Below are 16,456 nucleotides of genomic sequence, written 5' to 3' on the forward strand. Positions count from 1 at the left end.
TGGTCCCGGACCTTTCCCCAAAGCCTGTCCGCCCCTCGGGCAGACCGGGACCGTTGTTCATTTGAAAAGGACTTTGCCATGACCCTCATTACGCCCATCGCCGGCCAGCCCACCACCGGCAACGAGCTGCGCGATTTCGAGCTGAACCTCGACGAGACCTCGGACAACGTCATCGACCTGTCGGAAAAGGTCGGCTGGACCGAGGACCGGGTGGGCGATGCGAAATGGGCGATGGAGCAGGTCAGCGAGATCAAGGCCCAGGCGCGCGAGTTCCAGCAGACCGTCAAGTCGATGCAGTTCAGCCTGAAGATCGCCGAAAAGGTCGGCCCGCTGAAGCTGCCCGCAAAGTTCATCGGGCAGGTGCTGGACAAGGTCGAAAGCGTCGCCAAGACGATCTACGAACGGGCCAAGACGCTCGAGCAGAAGATCGAGGCGGGCGAGTACATCGAAAAGGCCGAGAAGGCCGAAGAGACGCTGGGCGAGGTCAAGGACGGGCTCGAGGTGGCGGCCGGCAAGATCACCGAACTGGCGGATATCTCGTTCAACCTCAACGTGGTGCTGAACGCGGTGGGCGCGCCGCTGGACGGGATCGAGGCCGAGATCCACGACCGGCTGCAATCGCCCAACGACCTGCTGGTCACGATCAACACCGCCTACAATGACGTCAACGACGATATCCAGGGCGTGATCGACGCGCTGAACCCGGTGGGCATCGGGTTCGATGCGCTCTTCGGCGCGCTCTCGGGCGTGGCCGGGGCCTTCGGGTCGATCAACTCGTCGCTTAGCTTTCTGTCAAAGCCGCTGCAGGCGGTCTACAACGCGCTCAAGCCGGTGGAATGGGTGCTGGACGCGGTCGGGTTCCTGTACAACATCACCGTGGGGCCGGTGGTGGACTACGTGCTCGACAAGCTGGGGATCACGGCGATCTTCGACCGGATCGGGGACGCGATCGCGTCGGTCCTGCCCAAGACCAACGTGTTGGACCAGCTGATCTCTCACCTCGACGGCATCTTCGACGAGATCGAGGCGATGATCGACGTCGACATCGGCTGGGACGGCAAGTTCGACGACTACATTTCGGATATCGAGGATCAGCTCTTCGGCGATTTCACCTTGGATGCCTCCGTCGCCATGCGCTTCGGGACCGAGGGCGACGACACGCTCGACGGCGCCGCCGGCACGATGGAGGTGCTGGTCGGCCGCGACGGCGACGACCTGGTGCGCGGCGCGCCGGTCAGCGGCGCGAACGATGCGCTCGACGTCTTCATGGCGAGCGCCGGCAAGGACACGATCGAGGGCGGCTCCAGCGACAGTGACTGGATGGTGCTGCCGGGCCTGCTGTCGGACTGGTCGATCAGCAAGTTTTCCGAGGCGGGGCCGTTCATCTTCTACCACCGGCTGGGCGAATACGGCTGGGAAGTCGTGCGCGGGGTCGAGAATTTCGCCTTCGGCACCAACATCATGACGGCGCAGCAGTTGCTGGACAGCGGCCTCGTGTCCGACGGCCCGACCACGGGTCCCGACTATATCGAACTGGGTTCGGGCGACGACATGATCGCGCCGCTCGACGGGTCCGACACGGTCTTTGCCGGCTCCGGGCGCGACACCTTCGTGGTCTCGGACGACGAAAGCCTGCAACCGCGCGCGCAGGTGCAGGTCTTCCTCAAGATGACCAACCCGCGCACCGATGCGGAAGGCACCTCCTTCGATCAATACGCCTATACCAGCTTCGACAGCGATTACCTCGACGGGTTCGAGGACGTGCTGATCCTGTCGCCCAGCGCCTCGGTGGTGCACGGGTCGGACATCGGCAACCTGATCGTCACGAACGCAGGCAACGACACCATCCGCGGCATGGGCGGGCGCGACACGATCCACGCCAACGAGGGCAACGACTACATCGACGCAAACGGCTGGGGCGAGGTCTATGCCGGCACCGACAACGACAAGGTGGTGGTCGGCGGGCCGGTCACGGCGGGCCAGAACAGCCATTTCGACGGTGGCAGCGACACCCACGGCAACGATACCGACCAGCTCTTCTATACCGGCAACCGGTCGAACTATGACATCTACCCGCATAACGACCCGTTCTCGTCCTATGCCGGCGATCCGGTCTCGTCGGGCCGGGTGCGGATCAACGCCGAACTGGGCGAGGTGCGCCGCCTGAACGCGGACGCGACCCAGGTGCTGGCCATCGACACCTTCACCGGGTTCGAAAAGGTCTACGGGTCGGATTTCGACGACACGCTGCGGGGCACGGACGATTACGACATCGTGCTGAACGGCGCGGACGGTAACGACGTGATCTATTCCGATGGCGCCACCTGGATAGAGGGCGGGGCCGGGGACGACACGCTCTATGCCACGATGGGCGGCGCGGCGGTGGACGGCGGCGGGGGCACCGACGTGCTTGACCTGCGCGAATACGGAGATGCCAACTGGACCATCGAGAACACCTTCAGCAGTCAGACCCGCCTGTCGGCCTTTGCCCCGAACGAGGTCGAGCGGCAGTACGACGTGGACGCGGAAGGCGAGGCCACCGCGACCACCCCGGTGGCCGAACAGGTGTTCAGCGGCCGCGTCTCCGGGGTCGAGATCTTCTACCTTGGCGGCGGCAACGACGACCTGATCCATGCCGGCACTGGCGACATGGAGGTCTTCGGCGGCGCGGGCGACGACCGCATGGTCCGCAACCATGCCAATGACGGCAGCCATTCCACGATCTTCCACGGCGGCGCGGGCAACGACACCCTGGCGATGTTCGAAGAGGCGACGGCCATCTACGGCGACGATGGCGATGACGACCTGTTCCTGCGGTCCTCCGGCAATGGCCTGATCGTCGACGGCGGCGCGGGCGACGACATCGTGCGCATCCAGCGGATGAATTACTTCGGCACGCTGGACAATTTTGTCCGCGGCGGGTCGGGCTATGACCGCGTGGTGCTGCTGAACACCTATGACACCCAGACGTCGCTGACGCTGGGCGCGGACGGGGTCTTTGCCTCGACCCCGGGCGCCGGCCAGTTCCAGCGCCTTGGCGGCCGGCTTTCGGGCTTCGAGGAAATCGTCGGCATGGTCGACGGGCGCAACGTCCTGCAGATGCCGAACCCGACCGGCGGGCGTCTGGTGGGCCAGAACCTGGCAGACAGCCTGACCGGCGGCGATGCCGCGGACGAGCTCTACGGCAACGCGGGCAACGACACGCTGCTGGGGCAGGGCGGCGACGACCGGCTGATCGGCGGGCTCGGCAACGACAGCCTTGTCGGCGGCGCGGGTATCGACACGGCGGTCTATGCCACGATCCAGTACGGCGGCGAGCGGGGGGATGCCTATGTCACCCCGGGCACCTTCGGCGGCGTGCAGGTCTCGCTGACCGTCAACCGGTCGACCGGCACCTTCGGCAGCGACACGCTGAGCGGGATCGAGAACCTCACCGGCTCGACCGGCCACGACCTGCTGGAAGGCGACGCGGGCCAGAACGTCCTGTCGGGCGGCGCTGGCGGCGACACGCTGGCCGGCGCGGGCGGCGACGACGTGCTGCTGTCCGGCGACGGGATGGACGTGGTCTTTGGCGGGCTGGGCGATGACACCATCATTGCCGCCCCGGGCAACGACACGATCCTGGGCGGCGGCGGCATCGACCTGCTGGACCTGACTGCCAGCGCCGGCGCGGCCGAGATCGACCTGGCGACCGGCACCATGCTGACCCGCCTCGCCGGGCAATACCCGGTCTGGCAGGACGACGGCACCACCGCCCCCCGCGTCTTCGACGGCCAGTCGATGACCCCGCTCGACGTGCTGCAGGCGGACCTGGCCTATGCCAACGATGACGGCGACCTGGCACGGCGCCTGCCGGATGAAGGCGATTACGCCGCCGATCCGGCCCTGCCGGGGTTCGAGATCCGCATGGTCGAATGGGTCGACACCCATGGTGGCCGCATCCACGGGGTCGAGCAGGTGACCGGCGGCATCCATGACGACAGTCTCCGCGGTGCCGCCTCGAACGACACGCTGATCGGCGGCGAGGGCGACGACACGCTCGCCGGGGACCGCGGGGCCGACAGCCTGGTCGGCGGCGCCGGCAACGACAAGCTGCACGGCGAGCTGTCGAACGGCATCGCCCCCGACATCGCCGCAGGTGTCCCGCTGGCCCTGCTGAACACGCCGAACGCCGGTTTCGACCGGATCGAGGTGACCGGCTTCACCGGCCTCTCGGGCGCGAATTTTGCGCTCGAGGCGGTGATCCAGGCCGAGAACACGCTGCGCAACCAGGCCTTGGTGTCCTACGCGACAGCCAGCCAGAGCAACGAGTTTCTGCTGATCCAAGCGCAGACCCGCAACGTGCTGCAGGTGCTATACAAGGGCCAGGCCTTTGATACCGGCGTACCGATCAGCGCGATCTTCGACGGGGCGCCGCACCGTATCTCCGTGGTGGTCGAGACCGCGTCGTCCCAGATGACGATCTTTGTCGACGGCGAACGGGCCTGGACCGGCAGCGAGACGATCTTTGGCAGCAAGCTTGGCACCGGCGGCACGCTGGTCTTCGGGCAGGACCAGGATTCGCTGGGCGGCAGCTATGACCCGAACCAGTCCTTGCAGGGCGGCATCGGCGACATCCGCGTCTACGACCGCGCGCTGCCGGCCGAGCTGATGCCCGGCCGCGCCGAGGGCCCGCTGCCCGAGGGCGGCGCAGGCATCTCGGGCCTTGTCGGCTACTGGACGATGGACCCGGGCGCCGAGGCCGTCGTGGCCCGCGTCGGGCCGACCGCCGGGATCTACGGCAATTACGATTTCGCCGAGGCGCCGCGCCTGTCGGACAACCGCAACGACACGCTGATCGGCGACGCAGGTGACGACATCCTTGCCGGGGACGAGGGCGACGACCTGCTGGTCGGCGGCACCGGCGATGACACGATCAACGGCGGATCCGGCAACGACCGGATCGAGGGGTTCGCGCCGGGCGAGGTGCTCACCGACCTCGGGATGGTGCTGCTCAACACGCCCGCGATCCGCGACCGCGCGCTGACGATCGACACCTATTACGGCATGGGGCTCGACCTGACTTTGGACATGCTGATCCTGGCGCAAGAGGACGTGCCGGTCGCGCAGCGGCTCTTGTCCTATGAGCCGGTCGGCGCGAACGGACTTGGCTTCGATCTGCAGATCGAGGATGACGACACGCCCTATCTCTACCTCGTCGAACATGACGGCGACGGGGTGCGGCGGATCTTTACCGGCATTCCCAAGGACCTCTTGACCGATGGCAGCCTGCGCCGCCTGACGGTGACGCGCGATGGCGACACCGGGGCCTGGGCCTTCTACCTCGATGGCGAGTTGAAGGGCGAAGCGGTGGTCGAAGAGAGCGCGGGCGTGGCCTTTGCCAATGGCGGGTCGCTGGTGATCGGCCAGAGTCAGGGCGTGCTGGACCCGGCGAACGAGCCGACCCGCGCCTATCGCGGCAGCGTGGGCGACATCGCGCTTTATCGCGAGGCGCTGGGCGAAAGCGAGATCGCAGCGCGCAGCGTCGGCGCGCTGGCCGATCCGGGCCACCTGGGCCTCGCCAGCTACTGGCGGCCCGATGCCGCCGCCGGCACGGTGAACAGCGTGATCGGCGGGCGCGGCTTCGACGTGTCGGCGGCCGGGCCCTTCTCGAGCTTTCTCACCGCGACCGACGGGGACGAGATCTATGCCGGCGCGGGGTTCGACACCGTCAACGCGGGGCCCGGCCATGACCTTGTCATGGGCGGCGACCAGGCCGACGTGATCCGCGCGCAAAAGGGCAATGACACGGTCGAGGGCGGGACCGGCGCCGACTGGGTCGACCTCGGGACCGGCAACGACCTGTTCCGGGACGATGCGCAGACCGGGGACTTTGCCGGCGACACCGTGCTGGGCGGCGATGGCGCCGACACGATCCTCGGCGACGGCGGCAACGACCGGTTCGAGGGCGGACAGGGCGCCGACGAGATCTCGGGCGGGGTCGGGGCGGATTCGCTTTTCGGCAACAAGGGCGACGACAGCCTGAACGCGGGGCTGGGCGATGACGTGGTGAACGGCGGCAACGGGCGCGACAGCGCATGGATGGGCGCGGGCGACGACGTGTATTTCGACAATGCGCAGGGCGGGAGCCTTGGCGCCGACCTCGTTTACGGCGGCGACGGGAACGACACGATCAACGGCGGCTCCGGGGCTGACACCTTCGACGGCGGGGCGGGCAGCGATGACATCACCGGCGGCACGGGGTTCGACCTGCTGACCGGCGGCGGCCAGGGCGACACGCTGAGCGGGCAGGATGGCAACGACACGGTGATCGGCGACGACGGCGCCGACATGGCGCTGCTGGGCACCGGGGATGACCTGTGGCAGGACAACACCCAGCGCGGCGCCTTTGCCGGCGACAGCATCTGGGCGGGTGCGGGGGACGACACGATCCGCATGGGCGGCGGCAACGACCTGGCGACCGGGGGCAGCGGCGCAGACCGCTTTGTCTTTGGCACGATCATCGACGCCGACGTTGTGACCGATTTCACCAAGGGCGAGGACGCGCTGGTGCTGGACGATGCGCTCTGGGGCGGGGCGAACCTGACCGGGCAGCAGGTGGTCAACCAGTTCGCCACCGATACCGGCAGCGACGTGGTCTTCGATTTTGGCGGCGGGCATACGATCACCCTGCTGGGCATGGCCCATACCGGGAACCTGGCCGAGGATATCGTGATCTACTGAGGGCAGCCCGGGTGGTGGTGTCGGATGCCTCCGGCGGGAGTATTTGTGGAATAATGAAAGGGGGGGCTATTCCACCATCCGCGGGGCCACGAGGCTGCCATCCGCCAGCGTGGAGGAGGGGAAGAGCACCACCTTGGCGCCTTCGGTGAGGCCCGCCGTCACCTCGGCCAGGGTCGCGTTCGTCAATCCGATCTCGACCGGGGTCAGGAGGGCGGTGCCATTCTCGACCCGGAAGACCGCCCAGCCGCCCGCGTCGCGGAAGAGCGCGGGGGCAGGCAGGCGCAAGGCATCGGGCGAATCCTCGACCGTGATCGCGACCTCGACCCGGTAGCCATGGCCCAGCCCATTGCGGGCATCGCGGTCCGAGCCAAGGCCGATCTCGACCGAGACGCGCTGTTCCTTGACGCCAAGGGCCGAGACCTCGGTCGTGCCGAAGGGCGCGACGCGCAGGACTTCACCGGCGAGGTCCGCGTTGCCGCCCCAGCCCGAGATCCGCACCGCGTCGCCGACCGAGACCTGCACGGCATCGGTGCTGACAAGGTCTGCCTCGACCTCGAGGTCGGCGTCGATATCGCCGATCTCGAGGATGGCGGTGCCGGCGGGCAGCGTCGCCTCGGATTCCTGCATCACCCGCAGCACCTGCCCGCTGGCGGGGGCATAGATCGGCACGGCGCGGGCGCGCTGGGCGTCCAGCGCCTCGGCCAGGCCACGGTCGTCGAAACCGATCAGCTGCGCCTGCGCGTTTTCGAGCTCCGCGATCCGCATCGACACGGCCGCCCGGGTGGTGTCGAGCTGCGCCTCGGCGGAGCGGGCCTGCGCCCTGGCCCGGTCAAGTGCGGCCTGGCTGATGGTGCCGCGGTCCGCGAGGGTCTGCGTGCGATCGAGATCCGCCTGCGCCAGGTCGCGGGCGGCGACGGCGGCGTTGACGTCCGCCTGGGCGACCCGCAGCGCCGCCTCGGCCGACTTGACCAGAGCATTGGCCTGTTCGCGGGTGCGGATGTCCAGCGCCGCCGGGTCCGTCGCCTGCAGGCGCACCACCACCGTTTCGCCGCGCACAACCGCGTCGCCTGCATGCACCTCGGGGCGTAGCACCCGCGCCGTGACGGGCGTCGAGACCACGTAGGTGTCGCGCACCAGCGTGCGGCCCTCGTCCTCGATCGTGACCGTGAGCGGCCCGCGCGTCACGGTGCCCAGGTCGACCAGTTGGGGCCGGGGCCAGAAGGCCAGCACCAGCCCGCCGCCGACCAGCGCCAGCGCGATGAGGGTGAGCCAGCTGCGGGAATGCTTGCGTCTCGCCATGGGATCACTCGCGTATCTTGAGGGTTGAGATCAGGTCCATCCGGCCGAGGTCGCGCCGCACGACCCAGCCCGACAGCAGGGCCGCCGCCAGCACCGCCAGCGCCGCCTGCCCATGGGCGGCGGGCGAGATGGTCGAGGGGATCTGGTAGAGCTCGGTCGAGAAGCCCGCCGCGATGGCCTTGGTCAGGCCGAGCGCCAGCAGCGACCCGGCGGGGATGGCCAGCAGGGTGATGACCGCCAGTTCGCCCAGCAGAACAAAGGCCGTCTCGCCGGTGTGAAAGCCGAGGATGCGCAGCGAGCCGAGGTCGCGGGCGCGTTCGGCCTGCGCCACCCGGGCGGCGTTGTAGACGATGCCGAAGGTGATGACGAAGGCGACGGCGCCCATGACATATCGCATGGTGCCCGCGCCTTCGTTCATCAGCCGTTCGAAGGCGGCGCGGCTGTCGGCCTTGACCGAGGTGCCCGCGACATCCGGCATGTCGCGCAGGGCCGCGCCGATGGCGGCCGTGTCCGCGGCGTCGGCGACAAGGTAGGCGCCGCTGGCCCGGCCGGGTTCGCGCAGGGCGCGGTTCAGCGCGCCGATCTCCATGTAGGCGGGGGCGCCCATCAGGCTGTCGGCCACTGCCGTCACCGGCAGGGTCAGGACGGGGCGGCGGCCTTCGCGCACCTCGACCGTCAGGTTTTCGCCGGGGCGCAATTGCAGCTTGTCCGCCAACGCGGTCGACAGCACCAGCCCATGATCGGGCAGCGGGATGTCGAGCCCCCGCGCATCCACCGCCCGGCCCAGCCGCGCGCCGTCCACAAGGCCCGTGATCGCGCCCTTGTGCGTGCGCAGCCCGTGCCGCAGGACGACGGGCACGCTGCGCGTGGGCTCGACCGCGCCGACCCCGTCGATCCGGGCGAGATCGTAAAGCACGCGGGTCCCCAGCGGATGGGTGAAGCTGACCGCCATGTCCGAGCGGTCCATCACGGCAAAGCTGGTCTCGAGCGTGGCGTCGAAACTGTCGTAGATCGTCATCATCGCCGCCGTCAGCCCCATGCCGCAGGCGATGCCGGTCACGGTTCCGGCCATGCGCCAGGGCTGGCGGGTGATCCGCCGCAGCACCATGCGGCTGGGCTGGTCGAGCAATCGTGCCGCCAGCCCCCGCATCCGCCCCGCGCCGGAGTAGTCCGCCGGGGCCGGGGGGCGCATCGCCTCGGCCGGGGTCAGGGCAAAGACCTGCCGCAGCACGAAGAGCCCGCCCGCCCCCGCCGCCAGCACCGAAGCGCCGACGCCAAGGACGAAACTGGCCGGATCCACGCGGAAGACGAGGAAGGGAAACTTGAAGAACTGCAGGTACATCTGCACCATCCCGCGCCCGGCGAGGATGCCAAGGGCGCAGCCCAGCACCGCCCCCGCGAGCGAGATCACCAGCGCCAGCTTGACGTAGTGCCAGCCGACCTCGGCATCGGTGTAGCCGAAGGCCTTGAGCAGGCCGATCTCCTCGCGTTCGGCCTGCACCATGCGGCTGACGACGATATAGAGAAGAAAGGCCGCCACTCCGAGGAAGATCGGCGGGATCGCCCGGGACGAGACCTTGAGCCCGTCGATTTCCTGCGTGACCATGGCGTGGCTCAGCTGGTCCTCGCGCCCGTAGGCGCCGGCCCCGCCGTAGGGGTCGAGCAGCCGGTCCACCGCGTCCAGCACCGCCGGAAGGCGCGCGTCGCGGGTGAGGCCCAGCAGCGCCTCGTTGAACGTGCCGCGCTGGTCGAAACCGGCGGCCATGGCGCGGCGCGACATCCACAGCACGCCGTAGCGCGCATCGTCGGGCACGAATTCGCCGGGGGCGGTCACGTAGAGGAACTCGGGGCTTTGTCCCAGCCCGGTGATCCGCAACGTGCGGCGGGTGCCGTTGATCGTCGCGTCCAGCGTGTCGCCGGGGCGCAGGCCATGGGCGGCGGCGAAACTGTCCAGCAGGACGACCTCGTCCGGGTGCGACGGGTCGAACATCGTGCCCTCGCTCAGCAGGATCGCGTTCAGGCGCGGCGCGCCATCCGCCGGGATCGACAGGGCGCGGGCGCGCAGGGCCAGCGCCTGACCCGGCAGGGTCAACTGGGCATGGCCTGTGATCCGCCCCTCCACGCTCGCCACGCCGGGGATGGCCGCAAGCCGGTCCAGCACCGCCTCGGGCGCGCGGGTCACGGGGGCGAAGACCTCGGCAAAGCGGCTGCGGTCGTAATAGGCCGCGCGCGTTTCGGTCAGCGACGCGACCAGCCCCGGCATCATCACCTGGATCATCACGCCCACGGCCATGACCAGCGCGATGGCCCCGGCCTGCCCCTTCATCCGCCAGAGATCGCGGACCAGCTTGCGGTCGAGCGGGCTCACCATTCGATCTCCTCGGGGTCCTTGCGGGTCTCGTTGACCACGATCTGCCGAATCGCGCCGTCGGCGAAATGGATCACCCGGTGGGCCATCTCGGCCGTGGCGGCGGCATGGGTGACGATCAGCACGGTCGCGCCGGTCTGTTCGTTCACGTCGCGCAGCACGCGCAGCACGGTGCGGCCCGTGGTGCTGTCGAGCGCGCCCGTGGGCTCGTCGCAGAACAGCACGGCCGGGCGCTTGGCCACGGCGCGGGCGATGGCAACGCGCTGCTGCTCGCCGCCCGAGAGTTGCGCGGGGAAATGGTCGGCGCGATCGCCGAGTCCCACCAGCGTCAGCGCCTCGCCCGCGTCCATCGGGTCGTCGGCGATTTCCGTGACCAGCTCGACATTCTCGCGGGCGGTGAGGCTGGGCATCAGGTTGTAGAACTGGAAGACAAAGCCGATGTGGCGGCGCCGGTACTCGGTCAGCTGCCGGTCGGACATGGTGCTCAGGATGTCGCCGCCGAAACTGACCGTGCCTGCGGTGCCGGTATCCAGCCCGCCAAGGATGTTCAGCAGCGTGGACTTGCCGCTGCCCGAGGGGCCAAGCAGCACGATGAATTCGCCGCGCGCGATCTCCACGTCGATGCCGCGCAGCGCGTGGATGGCGCTGCGTCCTTCACCATAGACCTTGGTGAGGCCCTGCGTGCGAAAGGCGGTCTCGGGCATCGGGCGTCCTGTGTGCATCGACACCCTTTTAACGCATTCATGCGCGCTTTGCGTGATTTGGATCAAACCCTTGGCTTGGCGCGCGAATACTGGCACTTCTTGGCCCACGCACTGAAGGAGGCCCGCCATGGCCATGATCTACGTCCTGAACGGACCCAACCTGAACCTGCTGGGCAAGCGCCAGCCCGACATCTACGGCCATGACACGCTGGAGGATGTCGAGCGTCTCTGCCGCGAGGTGGCCGGGCCGGCGGGGCACGAGATCAAGCTGTTCCAGTCGAACTGGGAAGGCCAGATCGTCGACTGGATCCACGAGGCACGCGAGGCGGCGGCGGGGATCGTCATCAACCCGGCGGCGCTGACCCATACCTCGGTCGCCGTTCTGGATGCGCTCAATGCCTTCGAGGGGCCGGTGATCGAGATCCACATCTCGAACGTCCACAAGCGCGAATCGTTCCGGCACCATTCCTATGTCAGCCTGCGCGCCGATGGCGTGATCGCGGGCTGCGGGATCGAAGGATATGCGCTGGCGACCAAGCGGGTCTGCACGCTGCTCGGCTAGAACAGGGTCGCGGCGAGTTCGGCGGCGACGGCGGCGGCGATGATCGCCGGGCGCTTGTCGGCGCTGCCGCCGGCGCCGATAGGGCATGTGAGCGCGTCCAGCGGCACGCCCGCCTTGCGACACCGGCTTTCCAGCCGGGCGCGTTTCGTGGCGCTGCCGATCATGCCGACATAGGCGAGGTCGCCGCGTTTCAGCGCCTCTTCGGTGATGAGGTAATCGAGCCCGTGGTCATGGGTCATGACCACTGCCGCGCTGCCGGGCGGGGCGGAGGCGAGTTCCGCCTCGGGCAGGGGGGTCAGGCGGTGTTCCACGCTGGTGGGCGCCATGGCCAACTGGTCTTGGCGGCTGTCGATCAGCGCGATCCGCAACGGCATCAGCGCCAGCGCCGAGGCGAGCGCGCGGCCCACGTGGCCGGCGCCGAAGATCAGAACCAGCGGCCAGCCGTCGCGGATGGTCTCTTCGCGCGCCAGGGCGGCGGCGCGCATGTCGGCGTCCATGACCGAGACCTCGTAGCGCACCCGCCCGCCGCAGCATTGCCCCGTGTCGGGGCCCAGCGTGACCTCGTGGACGGCGGTGGAGATGCCCTCGGCGAGGCAACGGCGCGCCTCGGCGATGCCCTCGTGCTCCAGCTTGCCGCCGCCGATCGTGTCGTGGGCGGCGGAGGGAGAGACATACATCTCTGTCCCTTCCGCACGCGGGGTGGAGCCAATGACCGCCACGACCCGCAGCCGGGCGACGTGGGCGTGGGCTTCGAGGAATTGCGCGAGGGGGGTCATGGGGCAACCACGAAGGGCAGCGCCCGGCCCGGCGGGGTGGGCGAGAAGCGCCCGCCCCGTGGGGGGCGGGACGGGCGCTGCCCGGGCCGCAAGCGACCCGGGCGGAACATCGCAACCGTCAGTCCCATGCCTATTCCCCGATCTCTAGCACCTTCGCGGGCGCCGGGGCGGACCGCAGCGCCTCGCAGGCCATCAGCACGCGTTCCGGCGTCGCGGGTGTGTCGAGCTTGGGGCAATTCGCATAGCCATCCAGGCTCGCCACGGCCATGTTCAACGCCTCCAGCACCGACACGGCCAGCATGAAGGGCGGCTCTCCCACCGCCTTGGACCGCTTGATCGTCGGCTCGCGGTTCTCGGACCAGCTGGCGAGTTTCACGTTGAATTCGCGCGGAATGTCCGAGGCGACGGGGATCTTGTAGGTCGAGGGCGCATGGGTCCTGAGCCGCCCCTTGTCGTCCCACCACAGCTCTTCGGTCGTGAGCCAGCCCATGCCCTGCACGAAGGCGCCTTCGACTTGGCCCAGGTCGATCGCCGGGTTCAGCGACTTGCCGACGTCGTGCAGGATATCCGTCCGCTCGACCCGGTATTCGCCCGTCAGCGTATCGACCGAGACCTCGCTGACCGAGGCGCCATAGGCGAAGTAATAGAACGGCCGCCCCTGCCCGGTGTCGCGGTTCCAGTGGATCTCGGGCGTCTTGTAGAACCCGGTGGCCGAGAGCTGCACCCGGTCCATGTAGGCCGCGCCGATGAACTTGGCCCAGTCGGTCACCTTGTCACCGACGCTCACGCCCTCGGTGCCAAAGACCACCGCCTCGGCCGGCAGCCCGGCCTTGTCGGCGGCCCAGGCCGCGAGCCGCGCCTTGATCGCCTCGCAAGCGTTGAGCGCGGCCATGCCGTTCAGGTCAGTCCCCGAGGACGCCGCCGTGGCCGAGGTATTCGGCACCTTGTCGGTCGTGGTCGCGGTGATCTTCACCCGGTCGATATCGACCTGGAAGGCCTCGGCCACCACCTGCGCCACCTTGGTGTGCAACCCCTGGCCCATCTCGGTCCCGCCATGGTTCACCTGGATGGACCCGTCGGAATAGACATGCACCAGCGCGCCGGCCTGGTTGAACCAGGTCGCGGTGAAGCTGATGCCGAACTTGACCGGCGTCAGCGCGATCCCCTTGCGGATGATCCCGCCCTTCGCGTTCCAGTCCAGCACCGCCTGCCGCCGGGCGGCGTAGTTGGATGTGGCGACCAGCTCGTCCACCACCTCGGCCATGATGTTGTCGGTGACCTGCTGATGATAGGGCGTCAGATCCCGCCCCGGCCCGTAGAAATTCGCCCGCCGCACCTCGAGCGCATCGCGCCCCAGGTGATAGGCGATCTCTTCCACGATCCGCTCGGCCACGATCAGTCCCTGCGGGCCGCCAAAGCCGCGAAAGGCGGTGTTCGACACGGTATGGGTCATCAGCGGGTGCGAGCGCAGTTCCACGTCCGGGTAGAAATAGGCGTTGTCGGCATGGAACAGCGCGCGGTCGGTGACGGGGCCCGAGAGGTCCGAACAGAAGCCGCAGCGGGCAAAGAAATCGCCATCGACCGCGAGGATACGGCCTTCGTCGTCGAAACCGACCTCGTACTCGGCCAGGAAATCGTGCCGCTTGCCGGTCGAGGACATGTCGTCGTCGCGGTCGAGCCGCAGCTTGACCGGCCGGTTCAGCCGCTTGGCCGCCACGGCCGCGATCACGGCAAAGGCGTTCATCTGCGTTTCCTTGCCGCCAAAGCCCCCGCCCATCCGGCGCACGGTCACGGTCACGGAATGGGCCGGCACGCCAAGGGCATGGGCCACGACATGCTGCACCTCGGTCGGGTGCTGGGTCGAACAGAAGATCCGCACATCCTCGTCCTCGCCGGGGATGGCGAGCGACAGCTGCCCTTCGAGGTAGAAGTGATCCTGCCCGCCGATCTCCATCTGCCCCTTGATGCGGTGGGGGGCGGCGGCCATGGCCGGTTTCACCGCGCCGCGCTTCAGCGTCAGCGGCGGCGTCACCAGCGGGGCGCCGGCGGCGCGGCTGGCGGCGATGTCGGTGGCGTGGGGCAGGGTGTCATAGCTCACCTCGGCCAGCGCGGCGGCGCGGCGGGCGGCATCGCGCGTCTCGGCCACGACGGCGAACAGGGGCTGGCCCCAGAACAGCACCTCGTCGGTGGCAAAGAGCGGCTCGTCATGCATGCCGTTGGCCGAGACGTCGTTCTCGCCCGGCAGGTCATCGGCCGTGATCACTTCGACCACGCCGGGCGCTGCGCGCACCGCCGAAAGGTCGATGGAGGTGATCCGCCCATGCGCCACGGTCGAGAACCCGAGGTAGGCATGCAGCGTGCCGACGGGTTCGAGGATGTCGTCGGTATATTCCGCCCGGCCCGAGACATGCTTGGCCGCGCTGTCGTGGATCAGGTCCTGGTGGACGCCGCCCTTGATGCTCATGCTCCTACCTCCTCGAGCGTGCCGGTCTGCTCCAGCGCGAAACGGCGCAGCAGGTTGCGCGCCACGATCATGCGGTACTCGGCGCTGCCACGCCAGTCCGACAGGGGCTGCACGTCCTCGCCCAGCCTGGCGGCAGCAGCGACCAGCGCGTCCTCGGTCAGGGGCTGGCCGATCAGCGCGGCCTCCACAGTGCTGGCGCGTTTCGGCACGCCGGCCATGCCGCCCAGCACGATCCGCGCCTTGGTGATCTTGCCGTCGTCGAGGGTCAGCCGGATGCCCATGGCGACGGTGGAAATATCCTCGTCCCGCCGCTTGGAGATCTTGTAGGCCGCGTGGACCTGGCCCGCGGCGGGCAGGGGAATGTCGATGCGCTCGACGAACTCTCCGGGCGCGCGGTCCTGCTTGCCATACGCGATGAAGTACTCCTGCAAGGGCAGGCTGCGCCGCGTGGTCCCCTTCCGCAGCACGACCCTGGCATCGAGCGCGATCAGCACCGGCGGCGTGTCGCCGATGGGCGAGCCGTTGGCGACGTTCCCGCCGATGGTGCCCGCATTGCGCACCTGCCAGCCGCCGATGCGGTTCCAGTATGCGGCCAGGTGCGGCCAACGGACCAGGATCGCGCCTTCGGCCTCGGTATAGGTGACCCCGGCGCCGATGCGCAGCGCGCCGTCCACCTCTTCGATGCCCTTGAGGTCATTGAGGTGGCCGATGAACACGGCCGGAGAGATCGGCCGCAGGTGCTTGGTCACCCAAAGGCCCACATCCGTGGCCCCCGCGATCACGGTCGCCTTGGGTTCGGCTACGAGCACTTCGGCCAGGTCGTCGGCCGAGGCGGGCAGGATCACCCGCTCGCCGTTCTTGGCCAACTCGACCCGGTCGCTGCCCATGGCCGTGAGCGAGGCGATCACGCTGTCGCGCTCGGCCGCGAGCGGATCGGCCGATTGCCCGCCGCCCCAGTTCTGGGCCGCGCGGATGATCGGCGCGTAGCCGGTGCAGCGGCAGAGGTTTCCCTGCAACGCCGTCTCGACATCGGCGGTGGACGGCTTGGGCGTCGCCATCCACAGCGCGTAAAGCGACATGACGATGCCGGGCGTGCAGAACCCGCATTGCGCGCCGTGGAAATCGACCATCGCCTGCTGCACCGGGTGCAGGCCCCCGTCCGCCCCGCGCAGATGCTCGATCGTGACCACGTGGCAGCGGTCGACCGAGGCAAGGAAGCGGATGCAGGCGTTCACCGATTCGTAGACCAGGCCCTGCGGCCCCAGCCGCCCGACCAGCACGGTGCAGGCGCCGCAATCGCCCTCGGCGCAGCCTTCCTTGGTGCCGGTCAGGCGGCGGTCGAGCCGCAGGAAATCCAGCAGCGTGTCCGAGGCGCCGACCGCGTCCAGCGCGATCTCGCGGTCGTTCAGCAGGAAGGTCAGGCGCGTGCGATGTGCCATGGGGGTCTCCGGGTCCTGGTCGGGCGATCACGCCGCCCATCGCCGCAGGGTAACGCGTTGCGGCCGGGATGAAACGCTCTCGTTGCGTCCGGATGCATCATGGAAAGGCAATCGACAAAAG

8 protein-coding genes are annotated in these 16,456 nt (G+C 68.8%); 2 read left to right on the forward strand and 6 right to left on the reverse strand.

The features are described 5' to 3' along the window. Nucleotides 1-78 precede the first annotated feature (78 nt). On the forward strand, nt 79-6,723 hold the full coding sequence (locus MF270_RS20200) for a LamG-like jellyroll fold domain-containing protein (RefSeq protein ID WP_238367594.1): 6,645 nt from the start codon (nt 79-81) through the stop codon (nt 6,721-6,723). A gap of 66 nt (nt 6,724-6,789) precedes the next feature. Here MF270_RS20200 and MF270_RS20205 read toward each other — a convergent pair whose 3' ends face one another. Genes MF270_RS20205 through MF270_RS20215 form a run of 3 tightly spaced genes read right to left on the reverse strand, consistent with a single transcriptional unit; the run spans nt 6,790 to nt 11,094 of the window. Continuing rightward, nucleotides 6,790-8,022, reverse strand: coding sequence for an efflux RND transporter periplasmic adaptor subunit (locus MF270_RS20205; RefSeq protein ID WP_238367595.1), 1,233 nt, complete (start codon nt 8,020-8,022; stop codon nt 6,790-6,792). A gap of 4 nt (nt 8,023-8,026) precedes the next feature. Then, on the reverse strand, nt 8,027-10,393 hold the full coding sequence (locus MF270_RS20210) for an ABC transporter permease (RefSeq protein WP_238367596.1): 2,367 nt from the start codon (nt 10,391-10,393) through the stop codon (nt 8,027-8,029). Next, a complete protein-coding gene (locus MF270_RS20215; RefSeq protein ID WP_238367597.1) occupies nt 10,387-11,094 on the reverse strand; it encodes an ABC transporter ATP-binding protein in 708 nt (235 codons plus the stop codon). The genes MF270_RS20210 and MF270_RS20215 overlap by 7 nt, the downstream gene beginning before the upstream one ends. Nucleotides 11,095-11,221: 127 nt before the next feature. Here MF270_RS20215 and aroQ point away from each other — a divergent pair, with 127 nt between their 5' ends. Beyond that, nucleotides 11,222-11,656, forward strand: a complete 435-nt coding sequence (gene aroQ / locus MF270_RS20220; RefSeq protein ID WP_238367598.1) for a type II 3-dehydroquinate dehydratase — start codon at nt 11,222-11,224, stop codon at nt 11,654-11,656. Here the strand turns inward: aroQ and xdhC are convergent. From xdhC to xdhA, 3 genes are all read right to left on the reverse strand, one after another. Then, a complete protein-coding gene (gene xdhC / locus MF270_RS20225) occupies nt 11,653-12,432 on the reverse strand; it encodes a xanthine dehydrogenase accessory protein XdhC (RefSeq protein WP_238367599.1) in 780 nt (259 codons plus the stop codon). The two genes, aroQ and xdhC, sit on opposite strands and share 4 nt — an antisense overlap. A 130-nt stretch (nt 12,433-12,562) precedes the next feature. Further along, nucleotides 12,563-14,896, reverse strand: a complete 2,334-nt coding sequence (xdhB, locus tag MF270_RS20230; protein WP_238367600.1) for a xanthine dehydrogenase molybdopterin binding subunit — start codon at nt 14,894-14,896, stop codon at nt 12,563-12,565. Continuing rightward, a complete protein-coding gene (gene xdhA, locus MF270_RS20235; RefSeq protein ID WP_238367601.1) occupies nt 14,893-16,335 on the reverse strand; it encodes a xanthine dehydrogenase small subunit in 1,443 nt (480 codons plus the stop codon). Before xdhA ends, xdhB begins: the two co-directional genes overlap by 4 nt. Nucleotides 16,336-16,456: the final 121 nt, after the last annotated feature.

It is taken from the genome of Mesobacterium pallidum, from assembly GCF_019966535.1.
Lineage (GTDB): Bacteria > Pseudomonadota > Alphaproteobacteria > Rhodobacterales > Rhodobacteraceae > Mesobacterium > Mesobacterium pallidum.